General features: G+C 38.3%; 26 protein-coding genes. 17 read left to right on the top strand and 9 right to left on the bottom strand.

Going from position 1 to position 15535, the window contains the following annotated elements; translation table 11 throughout:
• Window positions 1-9: 9 nt before the first annotated feature.
• The 9 genes from KUH03_RS11690 to KUH03_RS11650 all read left to right on the top strand — a co-directional run bounded on the left by KUH03_RS11690 (window position 10) and on the right by KUH03_RS11650 (window position 4880).
• Window positions 10-783 (top strand): RagB/SusD family nutrient uptake outer membrane protein, encoded by a 774-nt coding sequence (locus KUH03_RS11690; protein WP_257093509.1) that lies wholly within the window; start codon window positions 10-12, stop codon window positions 781-783.
• Between the two features lie 262 nt (window positions 784-1045).
• The gene (locus tag KUH03_RS11685; RefSeq protein WP_257093507.1) at window positions 1046-1798 is read left to right on the top strand and encodes a hypothetical protein; all 753 of its coding nucleotides are present in this window, start codon (window positions 1046-1048) and stop codon (window positions 1796-1798) included.
• Window positions 1799-1854: 56 nt separating this feature from the next.
• Entirely contained in the window at window positions 1855-2094 is a 240-nt protein-coding gene (locus KUH03_RS11680; RefSeq protein ID WP_257093505.1) for a M43 family zinc metalloprotease, read from the top strand.
• A gap of 22 nt (window positions 2095-2116) precedes the next feature.
• Entirely contained in the window at window positions 2117-2335 is a 219-nt protein-coding gene (locus KUH03_RS11675; protein ID WP_257093503.1) for a hypothetical protein, read from the top strand.
• A 22-nt stretch (window positions 2336-2357) separates the two neighbouring features.
• Window positions 2358-2810, top strand: a complete 453-nt coding sequence (locus KUH03_RS11670; RefSeq protein WP_257093501.1) for a hypothetical protein — start codon at window positions 2358-2360, stop codon at window positions 2808-2810.
• 76 nt (window positions 2811-2886) lie between these two features.
• Window positions 2887-3156, top strand: a complete 270-nt coding sequence (locus KUH03_RS11665; protein WP_306429732.1) for a TlpA disulfide reductase family protein — start codon at window positions 2887-2889, stop codon at window positions 3154-3156.
• A gap of 97 nt (window positions 3157-3253) precedes the next feature.
• Window positions 3254-4228, top strand: coding sequence for a TlpA disulfide reductase family protein (locus KUH03_RS11660; RefSeq protein WP_257093497.1), 975 nt, complete (start codon window positions 3254-3256; stop codon window positions 4226-4228).
• 19 nt (window positions 4229-4247) lie between these two features.
• Window positions 4248-4421, top strand: a complete 174-nt coding sequence (locus KUH03_RS11655; RefSeq protein WP_257093495.1) for a peroxiredoxin — start codon at window positions 4248-4250, stop codon at window positions 4419-4421.
• A gap of 3 nt (window positions 4422-4424) precedes the next feature.
• Window positions 4425-4880, top strand: a complete 456-nt coding sequence (locus tag KUH03_RS11650) for a hypothetical protein (protein WP_257093493.1) — start codon at window positions 4425-4427, stop codon at window positions 4878-4880.
• A gap of 185 nt (window positions 4881-5065) precedes the next feature.
• On the opposite strand, the gene KUH03_RS11645 is transcribed toward KUH03_RS11650, so the two are convergent.
• The 5 genes from KUH03_RS11645 to KUH03_RS11625 all read right to left on the bottom strand — a co-directional run bounded on the left by KUH03_RS11645 (window position 5066) and on the right by KUH03_RS11625 (window position 7668).
• Complete coding sequence (locus KUH03_RS11645) at window positions 5066-5560, bottom strand: hypothetical protein (RefSeq protein WP_257093491.1); 495 nt, start codon at window positions 5558-5560, stop codon at window positions 5066-5068.
• 121 nt (window positions 5561-5681) lie between these two features.
• Window positions 5682-5885: a hypothetical protein gene (locus KUH03_RS11640; protein ID WP_257093489.1), complete on the bottom strand. Its 204-nt coding sequence runs from the start codon at window positions 5883-5885 to the stop codon at window positions 5682-5684.
• Window positions 5886-5937: 52 nt separating this feature from the next.
• The gene (locus KUH03_RS11635) at window positions 5938-6435 is read right to left on the bottom strand and encodes a M56 family metallopeptidase (protein ID WP_257093487.1); all 498 of its coding nucleotides are present in this window, start codon (window positions 6433-6435) and stop codon (window positions 5938-5940) included.
• Window positions 6436-6716: 281 nt separating this feature from the next.
• Entirely contained in the window at window positions 6717-7025 is a 309-nt protein-coding gene (locus KUH03_RS11630) for a BlaI/MecI/CopY family transcriptional regulator (protein WP_257093484.1), read from the bottom strand.
• A 298-nt stretch (window positions 7026-7323) separates the two neighbouring features.
• Entirely contained in the window at window positions 7324-7668 is a 345-nt protein-coding gene (locus KUH03_RS11625; RefSeq protein WP_257093482.1) for a group III truncated hemoglobin, read from the bottom strand.
• A 156-nt stretch (window positions 7669-7824) separates the two neighbouring features.
• On the opposite strand from KUH03_RS11625, the gene KUH03_RS11620 reads away from it, so the two are divergent.
• Window positions 7825-8415 (top strand): hypothetical protein, encoded by a 591-nt coding sequence (locus KUH03_RS11620; protein WP_257093480.1) that lies wholly within the window; start codon window positions 7825-7827, stop codon window positions 8413-8415.
• A gap of 261 nt (window positions 8416-8676) precedes the next feature.
• On the opposite strand, the gene KUH03_RS11615 is transcribed toward KUH03_RS11620, so the two are convergent.
• Together KUH03_RS11615 and KUH03_RS11610 are read right to left on the bottom strand one after the other, a co-directional pair.
• Entirely contained in the window at window positions 8677-9042 is a 366-nt protein-coding gene (locus tag KUH03_RS11615; protein ID WP_257093478.1) for a DUF2730 domain-containing protein, read from the bottom strand.
• The gene (locus tag KUH03_RS11610) at window positions 8984-9112 is read right to left on the bottom strand and encodes a biopolymer transporter ExbD (RefSeq protein WP_257096914.1); all 129 of its coding nucleotides are present in this window, start codon (window positions 9110-9112) and stop codon (window positions 8984-8986) included. Before KUH03_RS11610 ends, KUH03_RS11615 begins: the two co-directional genes overlap by 59 nt.
• A gap of 350 nt (window positions 9113-9462) precedes the next feature.
• Here KUH03_RS11610 and KUH03_RS11605 point away from each other — a divergent pair, with 350 nt between their 5' ends.
• Entirely contained in the window at window positions 9463-10098 is a 636-nt protein-coding gene (locus KUH03_RS11605; protein ID WP_257093476.1) for a methylated-DNA--[protein]-cysteine S-methyltransferase, read from the top strand.
• 14 nt (window positions 10099-10112) lie between these two features.
• Here KUH03_RS11605 and KUH03_RS11600 read toward each other — a convergent pair whose 3' ends face one another.
• Together KUH03_RS11600 and KUH03_RS11595 are read right to left on the bottom strand one after the other, a co-directional pair.
• Window positions 10113-10250, bottom strand: coding sequence for a response regulator transcription factor (locus tag KUH03_RS11600; protein WP_257093473.1), 138 nt, complete (start codon window positions 10248-10250; stop codon window positions 10113-10115).
• A gap of 20 nt (window positions 10251-10270) precedes the next feature.
• Complete coding sequence (locus KUH03_RS11595) at window positions 10271-10891, bottom strand: PAS domain-containing protein (RefSeq protein WP_257093471.1); 621 nt, start codon at window positions 10889-10891, stop codon at window positions 10271-10273.
• 812 nt (window positions 10892-11703) lie between these two features.
• On the opposite strand from KUH03_RS11595, the gene KUH03_RS11590 reads away from it, so the two are divergent.
• The 6 genes from KUH03_RS11590 (at window position 11704) to KUH03_RS11570 (ending at window position 15381) form a co-directional block, all read left to right on the top strand.
• Window positions 11704-12378, top strand: coding sequence for a 6-bladed beta-propeller (locus tag KUH03_RS11590; RefSeq protein ID WP_257093469.1), 675 nt, complete (start codon window positions 11704-11706; stop codon window positions 12376-12378).
• 53 nt (window positions 12379-12431) lie between these two features.
• A complete protein-coding gene (locus KUH03_RS48535; RefSeq protein ID WP_373564701.1) occupies window positions 12432-12563 on the top strand; it encodes a hypothetical protein in 132 nt (43 codons plus the stop codon).
• A gap of 406 nt (window positions 12564-12969) precedes the next feature.
• The gene (locus KUH03_RS11585) at window positions 12970-13476 is read left to right on the top strand and encodes a hypothetical protein (protein WP_257093467.1); all 507 of its coding nucleotides are present in this window, start codon (window positions 12970-12972) and stop codon (window positions 13474-13476) included.
• Between the two features lie 288 nt (window positions 13477-13764).
• Window positions 13765-14280, top strand: a complete 516-nt coding sequence (locus KUH03_RS11580) for a hypothetical protein (protein WP_257093465.1) — start codon at window positions 13765-13767, stop codon at window positions 14278-14280.
• A gap of 157 nt (window positions 14281-14437) precedes the next feature.
• Window positions 14438-14593, top strand: a complete 156-nt coding sequence (locus tag KUH03_RS11575; protein WP_257093463.1) for a hypothetical protein — start codon at window positions 14438-14440, stop codon at window positions 14591-14593.
• Between the two features lie 113 nt (window positions 14594-14706).
• On the top strand, window positions 14707-15381 hold the full coding sequence (locus tag KUH03_RS11570) for a hypothetical protein (protein ID WP_257093461.1): 675 nt from the start codon (window positions 14707-14709) through the stop codon (window positions 15379-15381).
• Window positions 15382-15535 lie beyond the last annotated feature (154 nt).

Raw genomic sequence — 15535 nt, 5'->3', positions numbered from 1 at the left:
CAGAATCTGTTGGCTCAGGTCTATTGGTTTAAGGCCGAGTCCTCGGCCAGACAAGCGGAAGATTATACAGAAGCGCGCAACTATGCACTGGCGGCTATTGATGGTGTGGATGCATATATTCCAAATACACTGACGGCTTTTCAAAATGTGCAGCGCAATCTCAATACCGAATATCCGGCAGTTTATATGCAATCGTTAAACTTTGGTAATGTCGGCGCCATCTACGGATCGCCTTACGATTATCTGGGTTTTGCTCCGGCAAATCTAAAAGTGGATCCCGGATTTTTGGAATCTTTTGACAACGATGACATACGGAAGGCGGCGTATTTCAATGGAGCTGTATTGTCAAGTACCTGGCCAGACGGGATGCCCAATGGACCAAAATATGTGCGTATTCACTTGTTTACGCCAGAGGAAGCGTATCTGATATTGGCGGAGAGCTACTGCCGTTTAAATCAGAACGAGCAAGCGCTGGCAACCTTAAATAAGTTTAAAGGATTTAGAGGGGCAACAGCAAAAAACAATCTGAATAATGAACAGCTGCTGCGCGAGATTATCAGCGAGCGACGCAAGGAATTCTTTTGTGATACGGATAAGCGTTGGTTAGATCTCAAACGTTACCGACTGGGCACGATGCAGCGTAAGCTCAAGTTTTTCGATAAGGAATTTGACATTAAGGTCGAGGCCGGAGGCTATCACTATGCATTGCCAATTCCATTGACTGAATTGCAGGAAAATCCGCATATCGTACCAAATGAAGGCTGGAATCCAATTATTTTTTAAGTGTTATAGATGAATGAACGAAAAAAATAGATAAAGATGAAAAATATACTCTTTGTACTCATTGTCTTGCTAGGGCTGCAGGCCTGCAAAAAGACACGTTTAATTACCAAACATATACAGCAGAAGTCGGAGATATCGATTCCATCTACTTTTCGACAGGAAGCACATCGCTGATCGCCGATGGCAAAGCGACATTGCAATTTGTGCTGGAGGCCTATCGTAAAGTGCAGATCAAGGATGCGGGGGACAGCCAAGAGATACGATGATGTATGTGGACTACGCTAAGCTCCCGAAAGCTGAAGTCAAGATTTTTGCGGATGGACAGCTGGTCGATGGAATGGAATATCAGGTAAAATATCTTTCGAAGAACACACGAGAATTTTATGCGCAGATCGGTGGCCTGAAATCTAAGGTTAAATCAGTACAGATTAAAGCGCCAAAGCCTTTGGGAGCAAAACGCTACATTGATGTGGTATTCCATGTGTTTGAGCTGAGTACGACGGACCCCGGCTATGATGCCCTGACCTATCAGGATATTCAGCAAAAACAATTGGAGTCGGCTATAGCCTATGCAAATGCGGTATTTAACAATGTGTATGGTAAAGATCCAAATGGCGGGCAGGCAAATTTTGAATTCCGTCTGGCGAAGAAAAATCCGGCAGGAATGGCTTTAGCACTACCTGGTTACAATAAGATCCTATATGATGCAAGCTGGAAAGCTTCACCCACAGCGCAGTTTTTACCCACAAATTTTACTGCGAAAATCAATGCGACTGCTGCCTACCAATGGAACAAGGATAAATTTTTGAATATCTATATCTATCCAACAGTAGCAAATACCAGTATTGGAAATAACCGTGCGGCTTATCAACTCGTACCTGCGGGGCAGCAGGCAATCGAGGGATTGCCAATATCGTTAACTCGGAAGCCGAAATCCCGACAACTGATTTTTATACAATCTACGGTCTGGGGATTCAGCGGTCAATTTTCTTTCCGGAGTCGAGTCTCAAAATAGAAATCGCTCCTCATCTGGGTATATATTATGGTCTGTATGCAACGAATTCAATAACCTTGCCTGTCAATGACTTTGTGGCGGATACGAAGAAATATTTTACGGGGAATACGCAGACGGCAAACCAATCTTCAGGTCTCCTGAAGACAGGCTTAGATGGTGAAAAGTTTCTGGCAAACAACGCTATGGATGATGTCCGCTTTGCTTCGCTACGGAATAGCTTCACCCAGGGACAGATAGAGCGGATGCGTTTGGTCATGGAACACTGTCCCGTACGGAAAGCATGGCAATCAGAGTAGCTTAATAATAAATTTTAGATAGATGAAGAAAATAATTTTTAGTGTTTTAGGGCTCTTGATCGCGCAGCTGGCCATCGGTCAGATTAAGGTCAAGGTCATTGGGAAGGTAACTGGTGATACGGAAGGGCACAACAAAGTATACCTGTACAATCGTATGGTGAAAGATTCGGCGGAAATAAAAATGGCCACTTCGAAATCAATTTTGAAGATAAAAAGTTGGATCACGGGCGATTTCCATTGAATATGATCATGCCAAACGTCGTATGTATGCACCGCTAGTCTTGTTTTACGATCAATCGGGTACCATAAACGTGGAATTTGATGTGCTGAAAGGTTTATCATCCGGTAAAGTGAGCGGTCTTGCCTCAGCGACTTCTTTTTACCAATACAATGAAGCGAAAATCAAGGTATTTCGGGAATCCATGCGTCTGACACAGGAAAAATATGGTGCAGATGCCATGAAGACCGGAAATGCACAATTTGAAGCAGCAAAAGCGTATAAAGAACAGCTTTTTGTGCACTTGAATGATTCTTTGCTGAATGTATTTGTGAAACCAAATGCATTGGTTTCACCTGTGTTTATACAGTCGCAGGAAACGACTTTACCGCTCGAACGATTAGAATATTATTACAATAAATTATCGGATAAGGTCAAAAAAGCGAAGAATCGCAGACTTTATATGCCAAGATCCAGGGACAGAAAAATGCGTATATAGGCGCTACGGTCAAGAACTTTGAACTGCCTGATGCCCTTGGAAAATTACGCAGCTTTAATGAGTTTAAGGAAAATACATTCTGTTGGATTTTTGGGCTTCCTGGTGTTCCCCTTGTCGGGCTTCGTTCCCAAGGATCCGTGAGGTCTATGGCAAGATCAAGGATAAGGATTTTATTGTGATCAATATTTCGATCGATCAAAATAAGGACGCATGGTTAAAAGCTGTAAAGGAGGAGTCTAATCCCTGGCCACAGTTATACGACGACCGCAAGGTTTCTTACTCCCTATTTAATGTCAATGCAGTGCCGACTTCTTATCTGATCGACCCTCAGGCAAAATCATTATGAAGGAAATCGGATTCGAGCCCAAAGGTGGTGGCGCTATGGAGAAAAAAATTAGAAGAATTATTCAAGGTTAAATTTTAAACATATAATTAGATACAACATGAAAAAAGTGGTATTAGGTATAGTCGCTGGACTATTGATGACTACAGCATTAATTGCGCAAACGCGAGATTACATTACCGTACGGGGAACAGTGAAATTTCCACCAGATAAAGAGAGTCAAGAAAAATATCCCTTTGTATTGAAAGACAAAGCGATGAAGGATGCAGAGGTTTTTCAGAAAATTCAATTAAAGGCAGATAATACCTATGAAATAAAAGTACCGGCAAAAACACCTCGTTTTTACAGCCTGGATGTTTTTGGTTGGGATAGAATCACCTTTTGGGCCGGTAATGATGATTTAAAAATTGATTTTAGAGGCTTGGATACCGCTAAAATCAAAATCAAAAATCCGCCTTATGTTTTTATTGAATCTGAAGGTAAAGACAATCAGTTGATCAATATGCTGAACTGGGAAAATTATCAAAACTATCAGAATACCATTGCTATTGGTAAAAGACAGTACATGGCTATGCAGAGCAAGGATACGGCAATGACTAAATCGTTGACGGATATGATGATGGAACAATATGATAATATGGCTACCCGCGCTAAATGGTACGTTAAGAACTATAAAAATGAACCGCAGGTGGTCTATGCTTTGGGCTATGTCAGTCCCAGACGTGATCAGGAATTTATCCTGAGCTATGTCAATCCCCTGATCGAAAAATACCCTTGGTTACAGGAAGCAAAGGAAGTGAAGGAAAATATCAACAAGGCTCTTGCTGCTGTGAAGAAAACAGAGGATGGTGCTAAATTTATCAATATCACACAGGCAGATGCCGCAGGAAAGAATGTCAACTTATACGACTACCTGAAAGGTAAGAAATATGTATTGGTCGATTTCTGGGCTTCTTGGTGTGGTCCTTGCCGGGCTGAGAACCCACATGTATTGAAAGCATACAATGCTTTTTTAAGGCAAAAGGTTTTGATGTCTTTGCCGTATCATTGGACGATAAGAAAGATAACTGGTTGAAAGCGGTAAAGATGATAAAATGCCTTGGGCACAGGTATCGGATCTGAAAGGTTGGAAAAATGAAGCCGCTCAGTATTATAATATCACAGCAATTCCTTCTAACTTCTTGTTAGACAGTGATGGTAAAGTGGTCGCTCGAAATCTTCGTGGTGCCGATCTTGAAAAAGAATTGGCCAAACTTTTAAACAAATAACTGATGAAACGTATTCTTTTCATGCTTGTTTTGCTGGTATCGGTTGCGATGCAAGGTAAGGCGCAAATGGCCACAGCAGCTGTTGTAAGCTGGGATATAGACCGACGGATCGAGGTTCCCGTAGCACGGGACTCGGTCTGGTCGTTGCTGAAGAATAACGGCTTGGTTGCCGTTCTTTCCAATGGCTATGTGAAATCCATGGTTAACAAGGGTACTGAATTGCCTATTGCACGGGAGGTGACATTTAAGGACGGTTCCAAGCGCGATGAATTGCTGAACCAATTGGAGGAGCAGCATCGTTTTTGGTGTATACGATTAAAAAGATGCGCTGCCAACGGGCTTGAAAGCGGTTCAGGTAGCGATATTTACCAAAGAAAAGGGGATGATAGCACTGAAATTAACTGGATGGTAAAACTGGATGGTGATAGCGGAGCAAAAAGAAGTACATCGAAACCTTAAATGCAGAGATTGAACAGTATGCAACTGGGTTTAGGAACTACCTAACATCCAAGCCGAAAGTGATTCAGGCGGTACGTATGCAATAACAGCCTCATGGATTTCACGATTTTTCCATAGGCTTGGTTGAAAAACCGGAGGAACGATTGTTCTTCCGGTTTTTTGCTTTTTGAATCAGACGTTTCATGTCACTTGACATAAATCCTGTTTAATTTGATGTAAACTCTTTTTTGCGGGTTGACCTTTAAGAACGATTTTGCGGCTCGCTTTCCGTTGTTTTCCTTTGCTTCGGAGCTGATGGTACTAGTAGAACGCACGTTTACATTCGTTATGGTATGTGGTTCCGCCGACCTAATTTCCGTTGCCTTTGCCGATCCAGATGTGGCAGTTCCAGTTTTTACTATCGATACCGTTTTGGGATCATTGACTTGAACATTGTTTGCGTTTACCGATGTGACAGTGCTCACATTCGCTGTTCCACGCATAGTTATCCGTTTAGGTTCCTGATGCTTTTCACTTGAACTTCCGCCGGAGGTGCCATTATCGGTAGCTTTTCCATTCGCATTACCGTTTACATTGATCCGTTTAGGTTCCTGAAATTTTACGTTTTCAACATACACCTCTTCTATTTTGGGTGCTGTTTCCACCTTCACTTCTTCAAGCATTGGTGGCTTATTTTTCATTGTTTTCTTTCTGTTTCCACCTGTTTTTTAGGCTCTGGAAAGCGTATTGTTTCTTCTTTTGGAGCAGCATTTTCTTGGGTTCCATTGCGGAGCTCCTTCTCTTCTGGGCGGACTAGGCCGTTCAGATACCGCTTTTGGGGCACCCGGTTTTTTGGAAGTGGGGAGTCTTGGCCGGTTTCGCAGGCTCAGTTTTTTCTGTTTTGGCCGGCGTTGTTTTCTGTGCTTCGACCTGGGTCGAAAACAACAGGCTAATTGCTGTTGTCAGCAATAAGGTAAGCGCAGGCATCAGCAGGAGCTTACCACTGTTCGTTCTTTTCTGTAACATAATTAATCGTTTTTTTGTTGTTAAAAATTAAAATTACTGGCCGGTAATGCGTTTATATCGGGGAGGACATGCTCCACTGGATAATCAGATGTTGGTAACTGGCGCGTTCATAAACCTGTACTACGGCATCGTCTGCCAGGTATTCGTGGTTTTGTCGAACAGCTCTGTCGATCAGGTAAACCAAAGGGTTGAACCATAATACAATGCGCATGAACTGCATGAGCATCACATCTATGGAATGTCGCTGGTCTGCATGTGCCTGTTCATGGGCGATAATCGAAGCCTCAATCTCTCCTTGTAAATAGGCGCCACGGGGTACATAGATCCGTCTGAAAAATGAGAAGGGAGTTTTAAGGCCATGAATACTATAAATTGAAGGATTGTCTGTCGCTGATGCCCGACTGATGTAGGATGAAAACTTTTTATAGCTTACTATATACCTAACCAAAAGTGCAATAGCAATCAGTAGATAGACAAGGAAAATAACCGTGTTGGTTGATATCAACGGTTCTTGTTGGACGGCTGCAGGGGCTGTGATGGCAAGCTCCATATGCTCTGGAACGACTTCCGCTTGAACCCTATTAAAATGAAAAAATCAGGGATAAATGACGGCAGAGCAGTTTGCACCAATGGTGTAAAAAGAGCGATAGGTATAATGGCAAGCAGATAAAACCGGTTAAATACCAAGAGCTTTTGCTGTTGCAAAAGAGAAATGTATACCAGATACAGTAAGCCTGAACAGGCGATCAATTTTCCCAGATAGATAATCATGTCGCTTTGTTTTTAATTTCTGAATCAATTATTTTTTCAGTTCTTCCAATTGCTCCTTGTTCAACTGCGATTGTTTTGTGAAAAAGAAGCAAATTTTAAAGCTGAATTATCAAAATATGTTTCAACAATATCATTGACGTGTGCGAGATAATAACTGTCCTTGTCGAACAGGGAATAGTACTCTCTTGAATTGCCATATAATACATACGATATGGCTCCCTTTTCGGTCATTCGTTTTAATAATGTCGCAATCGTCGTCGGAGCAGGTTTGGGTTCAGGATAGGCTTCCATAAGATCTTTCATAAAGGCCTTTTTCATGTCCCAGATGTATCCCATCAATTGTTCTTCAGTCGCTGATAATTTATTCATACTACAAATATAGAATCTATTCTACATTATGTAGAATATGAAATGTTAAAATTTGTTATTTTTGTGTATTTAATTGATTTTTAGTGCTTTATTTTTGTTTTCGTGCTTGTGGTAAGCAATTTTTGTTACAAAATAAAAGAGCATGGCGACTGCTAAAAAAATGAGCCTATCGGATACTGGGAGGTAACTTTATCTGGAATGCTAGTAGAAAATGAAGTGGGACTGCATATCGAACCTGGAATATAAAATGTGCTATATCAGCGGTTTCTTTTTCGGGTTGGCATTAAAATATTCTTTTTTAAACTGGAACATCTGTGCCATTTTTGTGCGCGCCATTTGGCTTCGTCAGCCTTTTCACCTGTATATAGCCGATCGACGGTCGCTTCAAACAGAAGTAGCCATTGATCGAAATGTTTTGCCTCAATGGGGAGGGGATATGGGGTGGAAATGGACTGCCAAAGTAGGTATGTTCATCCAGCAGGATCGTCTGCCAAAAGCGATACATTTTTTCCAGGTGTATGCCCCAATTGTCCTGAATACGTTCCTGAAAAATAGGGCCTAGGAGATTGTCCTGACGAACGGTGCTGTAAAACTGATCGACTAATATTTTTATGTCCGCGATGGTTTGAATGTCCTGTTTCATGGGTTTAATGCCTGCTTTTGTGAAACGGATACCTCATCTGTAGCTGTTGCACGGTGTATGAATAAGATAAATTTAGCGAGAATATAGGAGAATTGAATCAGGTTGATGTAAAGATGCATGTTAAAAATATTGGATTTTTCTTTTATTGTCAGTAATTTGAATAGATATTTAGGGAAAACACATGGGAAAATACACTTTTTTGTCCTGCTGCTGCTGGGATGTTACACCGCGCAGGCACAAATCACCGATATTACAGTCAACAAAGAAAATTTTGAATCTTCGGGTTTTCCATTTAAAGGCAAACGTGTGCTGCAGGTGGAGCATATTCAGACCGAAAAGGAAGATAATTATATCATTTTTTCAAAAGAGGAACGCGGAGCAGATCCGGATAAACTATATGCACAGCAATTTCAGCGAAAAGATGGTATGTGGGTGCCTATTGTGGAGGAAACTATCGTTGAAGATGGTATTATTACTTCGGTATGGGAATCCAGAAAAGCCTTCTTTGATGCTGACAAAGATGGGAAACTGGATGCGGTGTTTATCTATTCCAGGCATCCAAAGGATCACGTCGAAAAGCAGCTGAGCTGTATTGCTTTGGTTTTATATAAGGGACAATTTTATCGTCTGCGTGCGGAGGCGGAGGATGGATATACGAAGACTTCCTATTCAGACAATTATGCTTCTTTGCCTACCGAGGTAAAAGAGAACGTGGAACGCTATTGGGAAAATCTGGACAAAAGATAATAGATTGTAATACTGAACACAAAGACAAAAGGGCCATTCAATTTTGGAATGGCCCTTTGACTTTGATTATGCTCGATCGCTAAAGTCCTTTTTGAATATTGAATACTTAGGCTTTTTTTCTGAATTGCCTGTTTTTTATTGATTCGTATTTTTCATTAAGGCATCAATGAACTCGTTACGCTCGGTTTATTGAATAGAAAGAACTTTAGTCGATTTTCATTGCTATTGGTGCTTTCCCTTTCGTATTTTACTGAATGGAAGCTAACAACTGTTTTCCTCTTCTTCTTGCGTTTTGCCAATGACATAGCGTGTGATGTTTTGGTGTTTGATCTCATCAATTGTATGGATCACATCTTTCGTCCTTGCTTCTTTGCTCGGCTTGATCAGTACGATCATATCCTTGCTGTTGGGCATGTTACTGATCTTTGCTTTCAACTGTGCGAGCACCTGCGGTAATGTTTTCTCTATATCGCTTGGTTTTTCAGAAAAGGCAATGGGCTTCTTGAAGTCGCCATGATACCACATAAATTTTCCATCCCCAAGAATCAATGTCGCTGTCCGGTTTTCGTCAATGAGCACTGGTGGTGTCGCCTCGCCTTTTGTTTTGTCTGGCATGGCAATATCCATTGCTTGCAGGTTTGTTTAGGGTTGTGGTCAGCATGAAGAAGGTGATCAAAAGAAAAGCAAGGTCTACCATCGCTGTCAGATCTACCTTTGGGGCCATTTTCCGGCTTCTAATTTTTTTCTTTCCGCTTTCTTGTGTTTTTGGTTTAATTCTGCCATGATGCTTTGTCTTTAGGTTATAACTCTTGTTCATACACATTGATATGATGCCCCGACGAGAACTATTCCATATTTTTTTGACAATGGGAACCGTTTTTTCTTTGAATTTTTTCAGTCGGTTCAATTACAATAGGTTAAAGAATTGTCTAGTAGAAGATGATAGACCAAGATTTGCTTATGCTAATAATCGTGTTGTGGTGATACTAGCTTTTAAGATTGAGAATTTGTCTTCTTTGGTTGTGGCTATCGCAAAAAGGTGAAGCAGTGATCAGATGGTCGTGGCGGTTTTATAATATAGGTCGTCAGTTAAGGGAAATTGTAGAGGAACATATTTTCGTTGCGGGAAATGAAAAAAAAAAGATTAGTAACTTGCCAATAAAAAATATGGAGCAGGATAACGGACTTGTCTATACAGATATCGCATCGCCAGTAGGGAACATAAGGCTTGTGGCGACCAGACGTGGTCTTACTGCTGTATTGTGGGAAGGTGAGGACTATACCCGTACAAAGTTATCTAAACCGGATAGAGAGGACCATGCACCATTACTTTTACTCGCTCAACAACAGCTTTTGGAGTATTTTGACCGCAAGCGCACTGTTTTTGACCTACCGTTGGATATGCAGGGAACTCCCTTTCAGCTTAAGGTGTGGGAAGCTTTGCTCACTATTCCTTATGGTCGAACAAAAACCTATGGAGATCTGGCACGCCAACTAGGTGATATCAAAGCTGTACGTGCAGTCGGTGGTGCGTTGAACAAGAATCCGATATCCATTATTGTACCCTGTCATCGGGTCATCGGTGGATCTGGGAAACTCGTTGGTTTTGCAGGTGGTCTGAAAAATAAGTCTATTCTTATTGATCTGGAAAAGAAAGATCGGACTCCGACATTGTTTGATTGAAAGTAGGCCCTAACCTATAACCAGCCTTCCTTTATCGCCTTGGCTATTAGATCCACGGGTGTTTTTACGCCAGCTTTAGCAAGAATATTTTTCCTGTGCGTGTTTATCGTGTGGAGACTGACACACAGCTCATCAGCAATTTTTTTGCTCATCTTGCCCTCAACGATACATTTTAAAATTTCTCGCTCTCGCTTTGTAAACATATCATAGGATTTTGTGAACGCTTGATCGAGTTGAATATTAAAAAAGAAGGTTCGTCATCAAGTCCAATAAGTGAGAAACAGGGTTTTCCTTCTTGTTTTATATGCGATATGTCGGTATGCAGAGAGAGCGTACGGTAGAAGTTGTTTTCATCATAATCTATCTGAATAGCTTGATGCAGGATCCTGATGTAATGCCCATCTTTTCTTTTGAACCTGAAATCATATTGGACCTTATAGCTTTTTACTTTTTCATAAGGTAAACTCTTAAAAAACTCCACGACTTTATATTCAAAGTTGAGGAAATAGGCTTTGTCGTCAGGATGGATGCGTTCCATGAGAAATGGAAGAGAAAGCTCTTCTGGTTTATAGCCGATCAAATTTTCGCATTCTTCGCTAATGATCTCGACTTCCCCGGTATACATATTGAACACTAGATAATAGAAATTGCCTGCTTGAAATATATTTAACAAGCGTTTATGAAATTCGATCTGTTGTTGTAATTCCGAGGTGTCCGCTGTTTTCTCAATGTCTACAACTGTCCTCCAGAACTTCTTTGCTGTAAGATAATATTTGGATTTAGGTGACTCCATAAATTTAATCGGTTAATAGCATAAATCTACAAAATGTACAGGAATATCTGAATGAAAGGACTTCGATTTTTTTATCAAAAAGCCACTTTTTATTAGTCTAAGGGACGATAGGGGAAGATGAAGAAGTTCGAACCCCGGCCGATCCTTCTGGTTCGAATCCGAATACCACGAAAAAAGCCTTTCATTTCTGAAAGGCTTGTTCTGCGGAGAGTGAGGATAATAAGATGATCCCAAAGGGGTGGCTTCACCATAAAATAAAGCCATTCACTCCGTTCATTTTTTCGTCGTTTAATACTTTTGATCAAACATTGTTTGCAAAAGTCTATAAACGACAAAACCCGACTATCGTCGGGCTTTATTTTTGGTGGCGGAGAGTGAGGATTCGAATTACTTGGTGTAAGTTGTTGAAAATGAAATATTTAAAATTTCAAATCAGAACATTGCTACGAATTTGCCACAACTCCACTAATATTTTAATCTGCAAAATCTTAATAAAGATTTAAAGAACGTTTTAATTTATACAAAGATAAACATTTGTTATTCAAGTTATAATCTTTTGGAAAGATTTTGTTTCTAAAGTAGCGTAATTGGATTCGCGCAGATTAATCAGTAACTCCACTTCTGAACCATTACTAAATTCAAGTTTTAAGTAGATAATTTCAATTGTATTTTTTAATGATTTTCATAATTAGCTAATAATATTATTCTTTTACCTTAGAGGTACGTTAAGAATAATAAGTTTGTGAAAGAATAAAAATTATTACTGAAGCGGAGCAGTTACTAACCAAAATATTAAGCTTGAATAATCTAATATGAATAACAAATTACTCGTAATTATTGGTGTAGTTTTCATCTCCTTGGCAGTCTCTTTCTGTAGAAGTAATGACAACCAGGCAAAAAGTCCAGAAATACATTCTCTCGACAATGTGGAGATCATTGTAGATGTCCAAAAGAAAGATTCTATTAATTTGTCAAGTATAGTATCTGATGTTAGTTTTTTGCGATTAGATTCTGCCAATGAAACCGCTTTTGAAAAAATAGACCAGCTAGATTACGACGACTCTCATTATTTTGTTCTTGATAAGGACTATGCCAAGAAAGTATTGGTTTTTGATTCCAAAGGAAAATTAATAGCAGAAAGTAAAGCTGGGCGAGAGCAAACTCCTATAGCCTTCAGTCTTGACAAAATTAACAAGCAGATCGTAATTGCATATAAAAACCAAAGAGTTTGCAAATATGATTATCATCTAAATTTACTTAAACAGGACAGCCTTTATCTGTTTTTTAATTCATTTGCGTATTCTCCGGCTGATTCGACAATACTCTTTAATTTGTCTAAAATGATCAACTTTAATTCAGACGATCTGAAGTTTGGGAACAAAAACGAGATAACCTTTGAACTTTTGGCTTATAATAAAAACAAAAACGTTAGGAACCTCTACTTGCCTTTTGATTTGGACAGGTTTCCACAGGGGCAATTTATGTAACAATCTCTCGATCATTTTACAATTACAACGATACGATTTTATATATAAAACCATTGGACAATACAATTTTTGGATGGAATATTAATAGCCAAAAATTAAATGCAAGATACTCCGTCTATTTCGAGAATAGTAAAATCTTAAAGAATATTGACCAACTATCCGGCCAGTCTTTTTTGATTTTCTAAAGTCTGATACTTCCGTTAATTATTCATTCCTTATTAAAGATGTCATTGAGAGCGATAGATTTCTTTACTTCAATTTTTTTTAGAGGAAATGAACTGCTGACTCATATTTATCTTAAATCTAACAGGGGAAACTGAGTGGTAGGTTAGTGAATGACCTATATCAAATTCCTATTTATATCAGTGATAAGATTGAGAATAATTTTATATCAATTATATATCCGAGAGATGTTGGGGAATATTACAGGAAAAATCTGAATACTGCAACAAAGGAACTAAGGAATCTGGTATCATCAGTTAGTAATAATAAACCTATAGTATGTCTCCAAAATTCAAAAATCTAATACCTTATACAGTAAGTACTGCCTGTATAATAACAGTATTGATTTCATTTTATTACGTAAACAAAATGAAATCAACACTATCAAACTATCAAAGTGATATTGGTCTCAGATATATGAATTTGGATGAAACCGTTCAGAATTATAAGCTTTCAATATCACTAATAGGATATACTCTCAGGCACGATCTGAAAGATATCAATAATCAAAATATCGAAGTTCAATCAGATAATAAAAATAAGACCATCTATTTTTATTTTACTGAAACAGGCTGCAATTCTTGTATTGTTCAGGAATTGGAAAATTTAACGCAAGTCAGTAAAAACTCTTACAATATTATTGTTTTGGCAAGATACTCAGATCCTATAAGGTTAGCGTATTTATTAAAAGATTATAATATACCTAATCTCAAATATCACTGCTTGCCAATAGACTGCGAGATTTTTGAAAGCAAAAATCAGGAATATTTGCCTTTGACCCTTGTTTTTAATTTGGACGATGCACGAAAAGTAAGTAATCCTCTTGTGGCATCGAGTGAGTCTCCGGAAATTTCAAAATTTATTACAAAAGATTAATTATATGAAAAATTTATTGTTTCTCGGAATGTCTTTCTTTGAGGTTCTCGTAAGCGTATTAATTCTAATGGTTATTTACTTCTTAATTTTAAAGTTCTTTAGAAAAAGAACATAGATCTCCGATTAGCGATCTTCGATGCAGGACTAACATTCATTAAGCTTTTACATGCGTGATAAACTTATTAATAAACCTATAGTATGTCTCCAAAATTCAAAAATCTAATACCTTATACAGTAAGTACTGCCTGTATAATAACAGTATTGATTTCATTTTATTACGTAAACAAAATGAAATCAACACTATCAAACTATCAAAGTGATATTGGTCTCAGATATATGAATTTGGATGAAACCGTTCAGAATTATAAGCTTTCAATATCACTAATAGGATATACTCTCAGGCACGATCTGAAAGATATCAATAATCAAAATATCGAAGTTCAATCAGATAATAAAAATAAGACCATCTATTTTTATTTTACTGAAACAGGCTGCAATTCTTGTATTGTTCAGGAATTGGAAAATTTAACGCAAGTCAGTAAAAACTCTTACAATATTATTGTTTTGGCAAGATACTCAGATCCTATAAGGTTAGCGTATTTATTAAAAGATTATAATATACCTAATCTCAAATATCACTGCTTGCCAATAGACTGCGAGATTTTTGAAAGCAAAAATCAGGAATATTTGCCTTTGACCCTTGTTTTTAATTTGGACGATGCACGAAAAGTAAGTAATCCTCTTGTGGCATCGAGTGAGTCTCCGGAAATTTCAAAAATTTATTACAAAAGATTAATTATATGAAAAATTTATTGTTTCTCGGAATGTCTTTCTTTGAGGTTCTCGTAAGCGTATTAATTCTAATGGTTATTTACTTCTTAATTTTAAAGTTCTTTAGAAAAGAACATAGATCTCCGATTAGCGATCTTCGATGCAGGACTAACATTCATTAAGCTTTTACATGCGTGATAAACTTATTATTTTACTCGTTGCTTTACTCGTAATGAGCGGAGACCTGTATGCTCAAAAATTAATAAAAGGCGAGGTCGTTGTTAAAAATACAATACAGCCACTTGAAAATGCTTTGGTTATGGTATTGAACAAAAAGATTCGTTAATTATTCAATATTGTCGTACAGACCAAAATGGCAGTTTTCTGATCAATGTTCAGGATAGTGGTGAATATATTCTTTCCGTATCATATCCTCGATTTCAAGGAGTCCATAAGACTTTGAAAGTTAGTGATAGGATTTCAGACAAAATCAACATCACACTGGATCGTTTAGAGAACATTATTGATGAAGTGGTCATCAATAAAGACATTCTCCGGATAAAGCTCAACGGTGACACAACAGAATATACAGTAGCCGCCATGAGTTTGGGTAAAAATGATAAAGTAGGTTCTTTACTTCAGAAATTACATGGTATAACGGTAAGTGATGATGGTACTGTGATGGTAAAAAATAAGGTCGTTTCAAAGATTTACATTGATGGACAGGAATATTTTTCTTACGATCCACGAATAATAGTCCGAAATGTAAGAGCGGATGCTGTCAAAAAGGTCCAGGTTTATGATGAGGAAACGGAGCTTACAAAATCCACGAGAATTAATGACGGAAAGAAAATTCAGGTGGCCAATATTATCTTAAAGGAAGAGGCTAAAAAAAGTGTCTTTGGAAATGTGGCTGCTAATTACGGCAGCAAAGGACGTTATGGTTTAGCCTTATTTGGTGGACTTTTTAATAATTCAAGAAAAATTGGCATAAACACGAGTATTTCATCATTAGCAAGTAATGAAATATTTGTCGTGCCAAAAATAATCGGTAATCCTGAAACAAGAAATTATGCTTTAACGTATAATGACGAACTAAAAAGAACCTTCATTTCAATAATGAAATCAGTGTAAATGAAAATAGAAATGAAACGACAACAGATAATCTTGAGAAGCAGTTTTTAGAAAATGATTTTCGTTCGAATTTCTCTTCTTCCAAAAATCAATCCGGTAACAGAATGCTCCGCCTGAATTCCAGGTTAACGGGTAATCTCGAAATGACCTTGAA

It is taken from the genome of Sphingobacterium sp. E70, assembly GCF_019285695.1.
GTDB classification, from domain to species: Bacteria; Bacteroidota; Bacteroidia; order Sphingobacteriales; family Sphingobacteriaceae; genus Sphingobacterium; species Sphingobacterium detergens.
The sequence above is the reverse complement of the archived record's forward strand: the minus strand, read 5'-3'. Positions and strand labels throughout refer to the sequence as shown.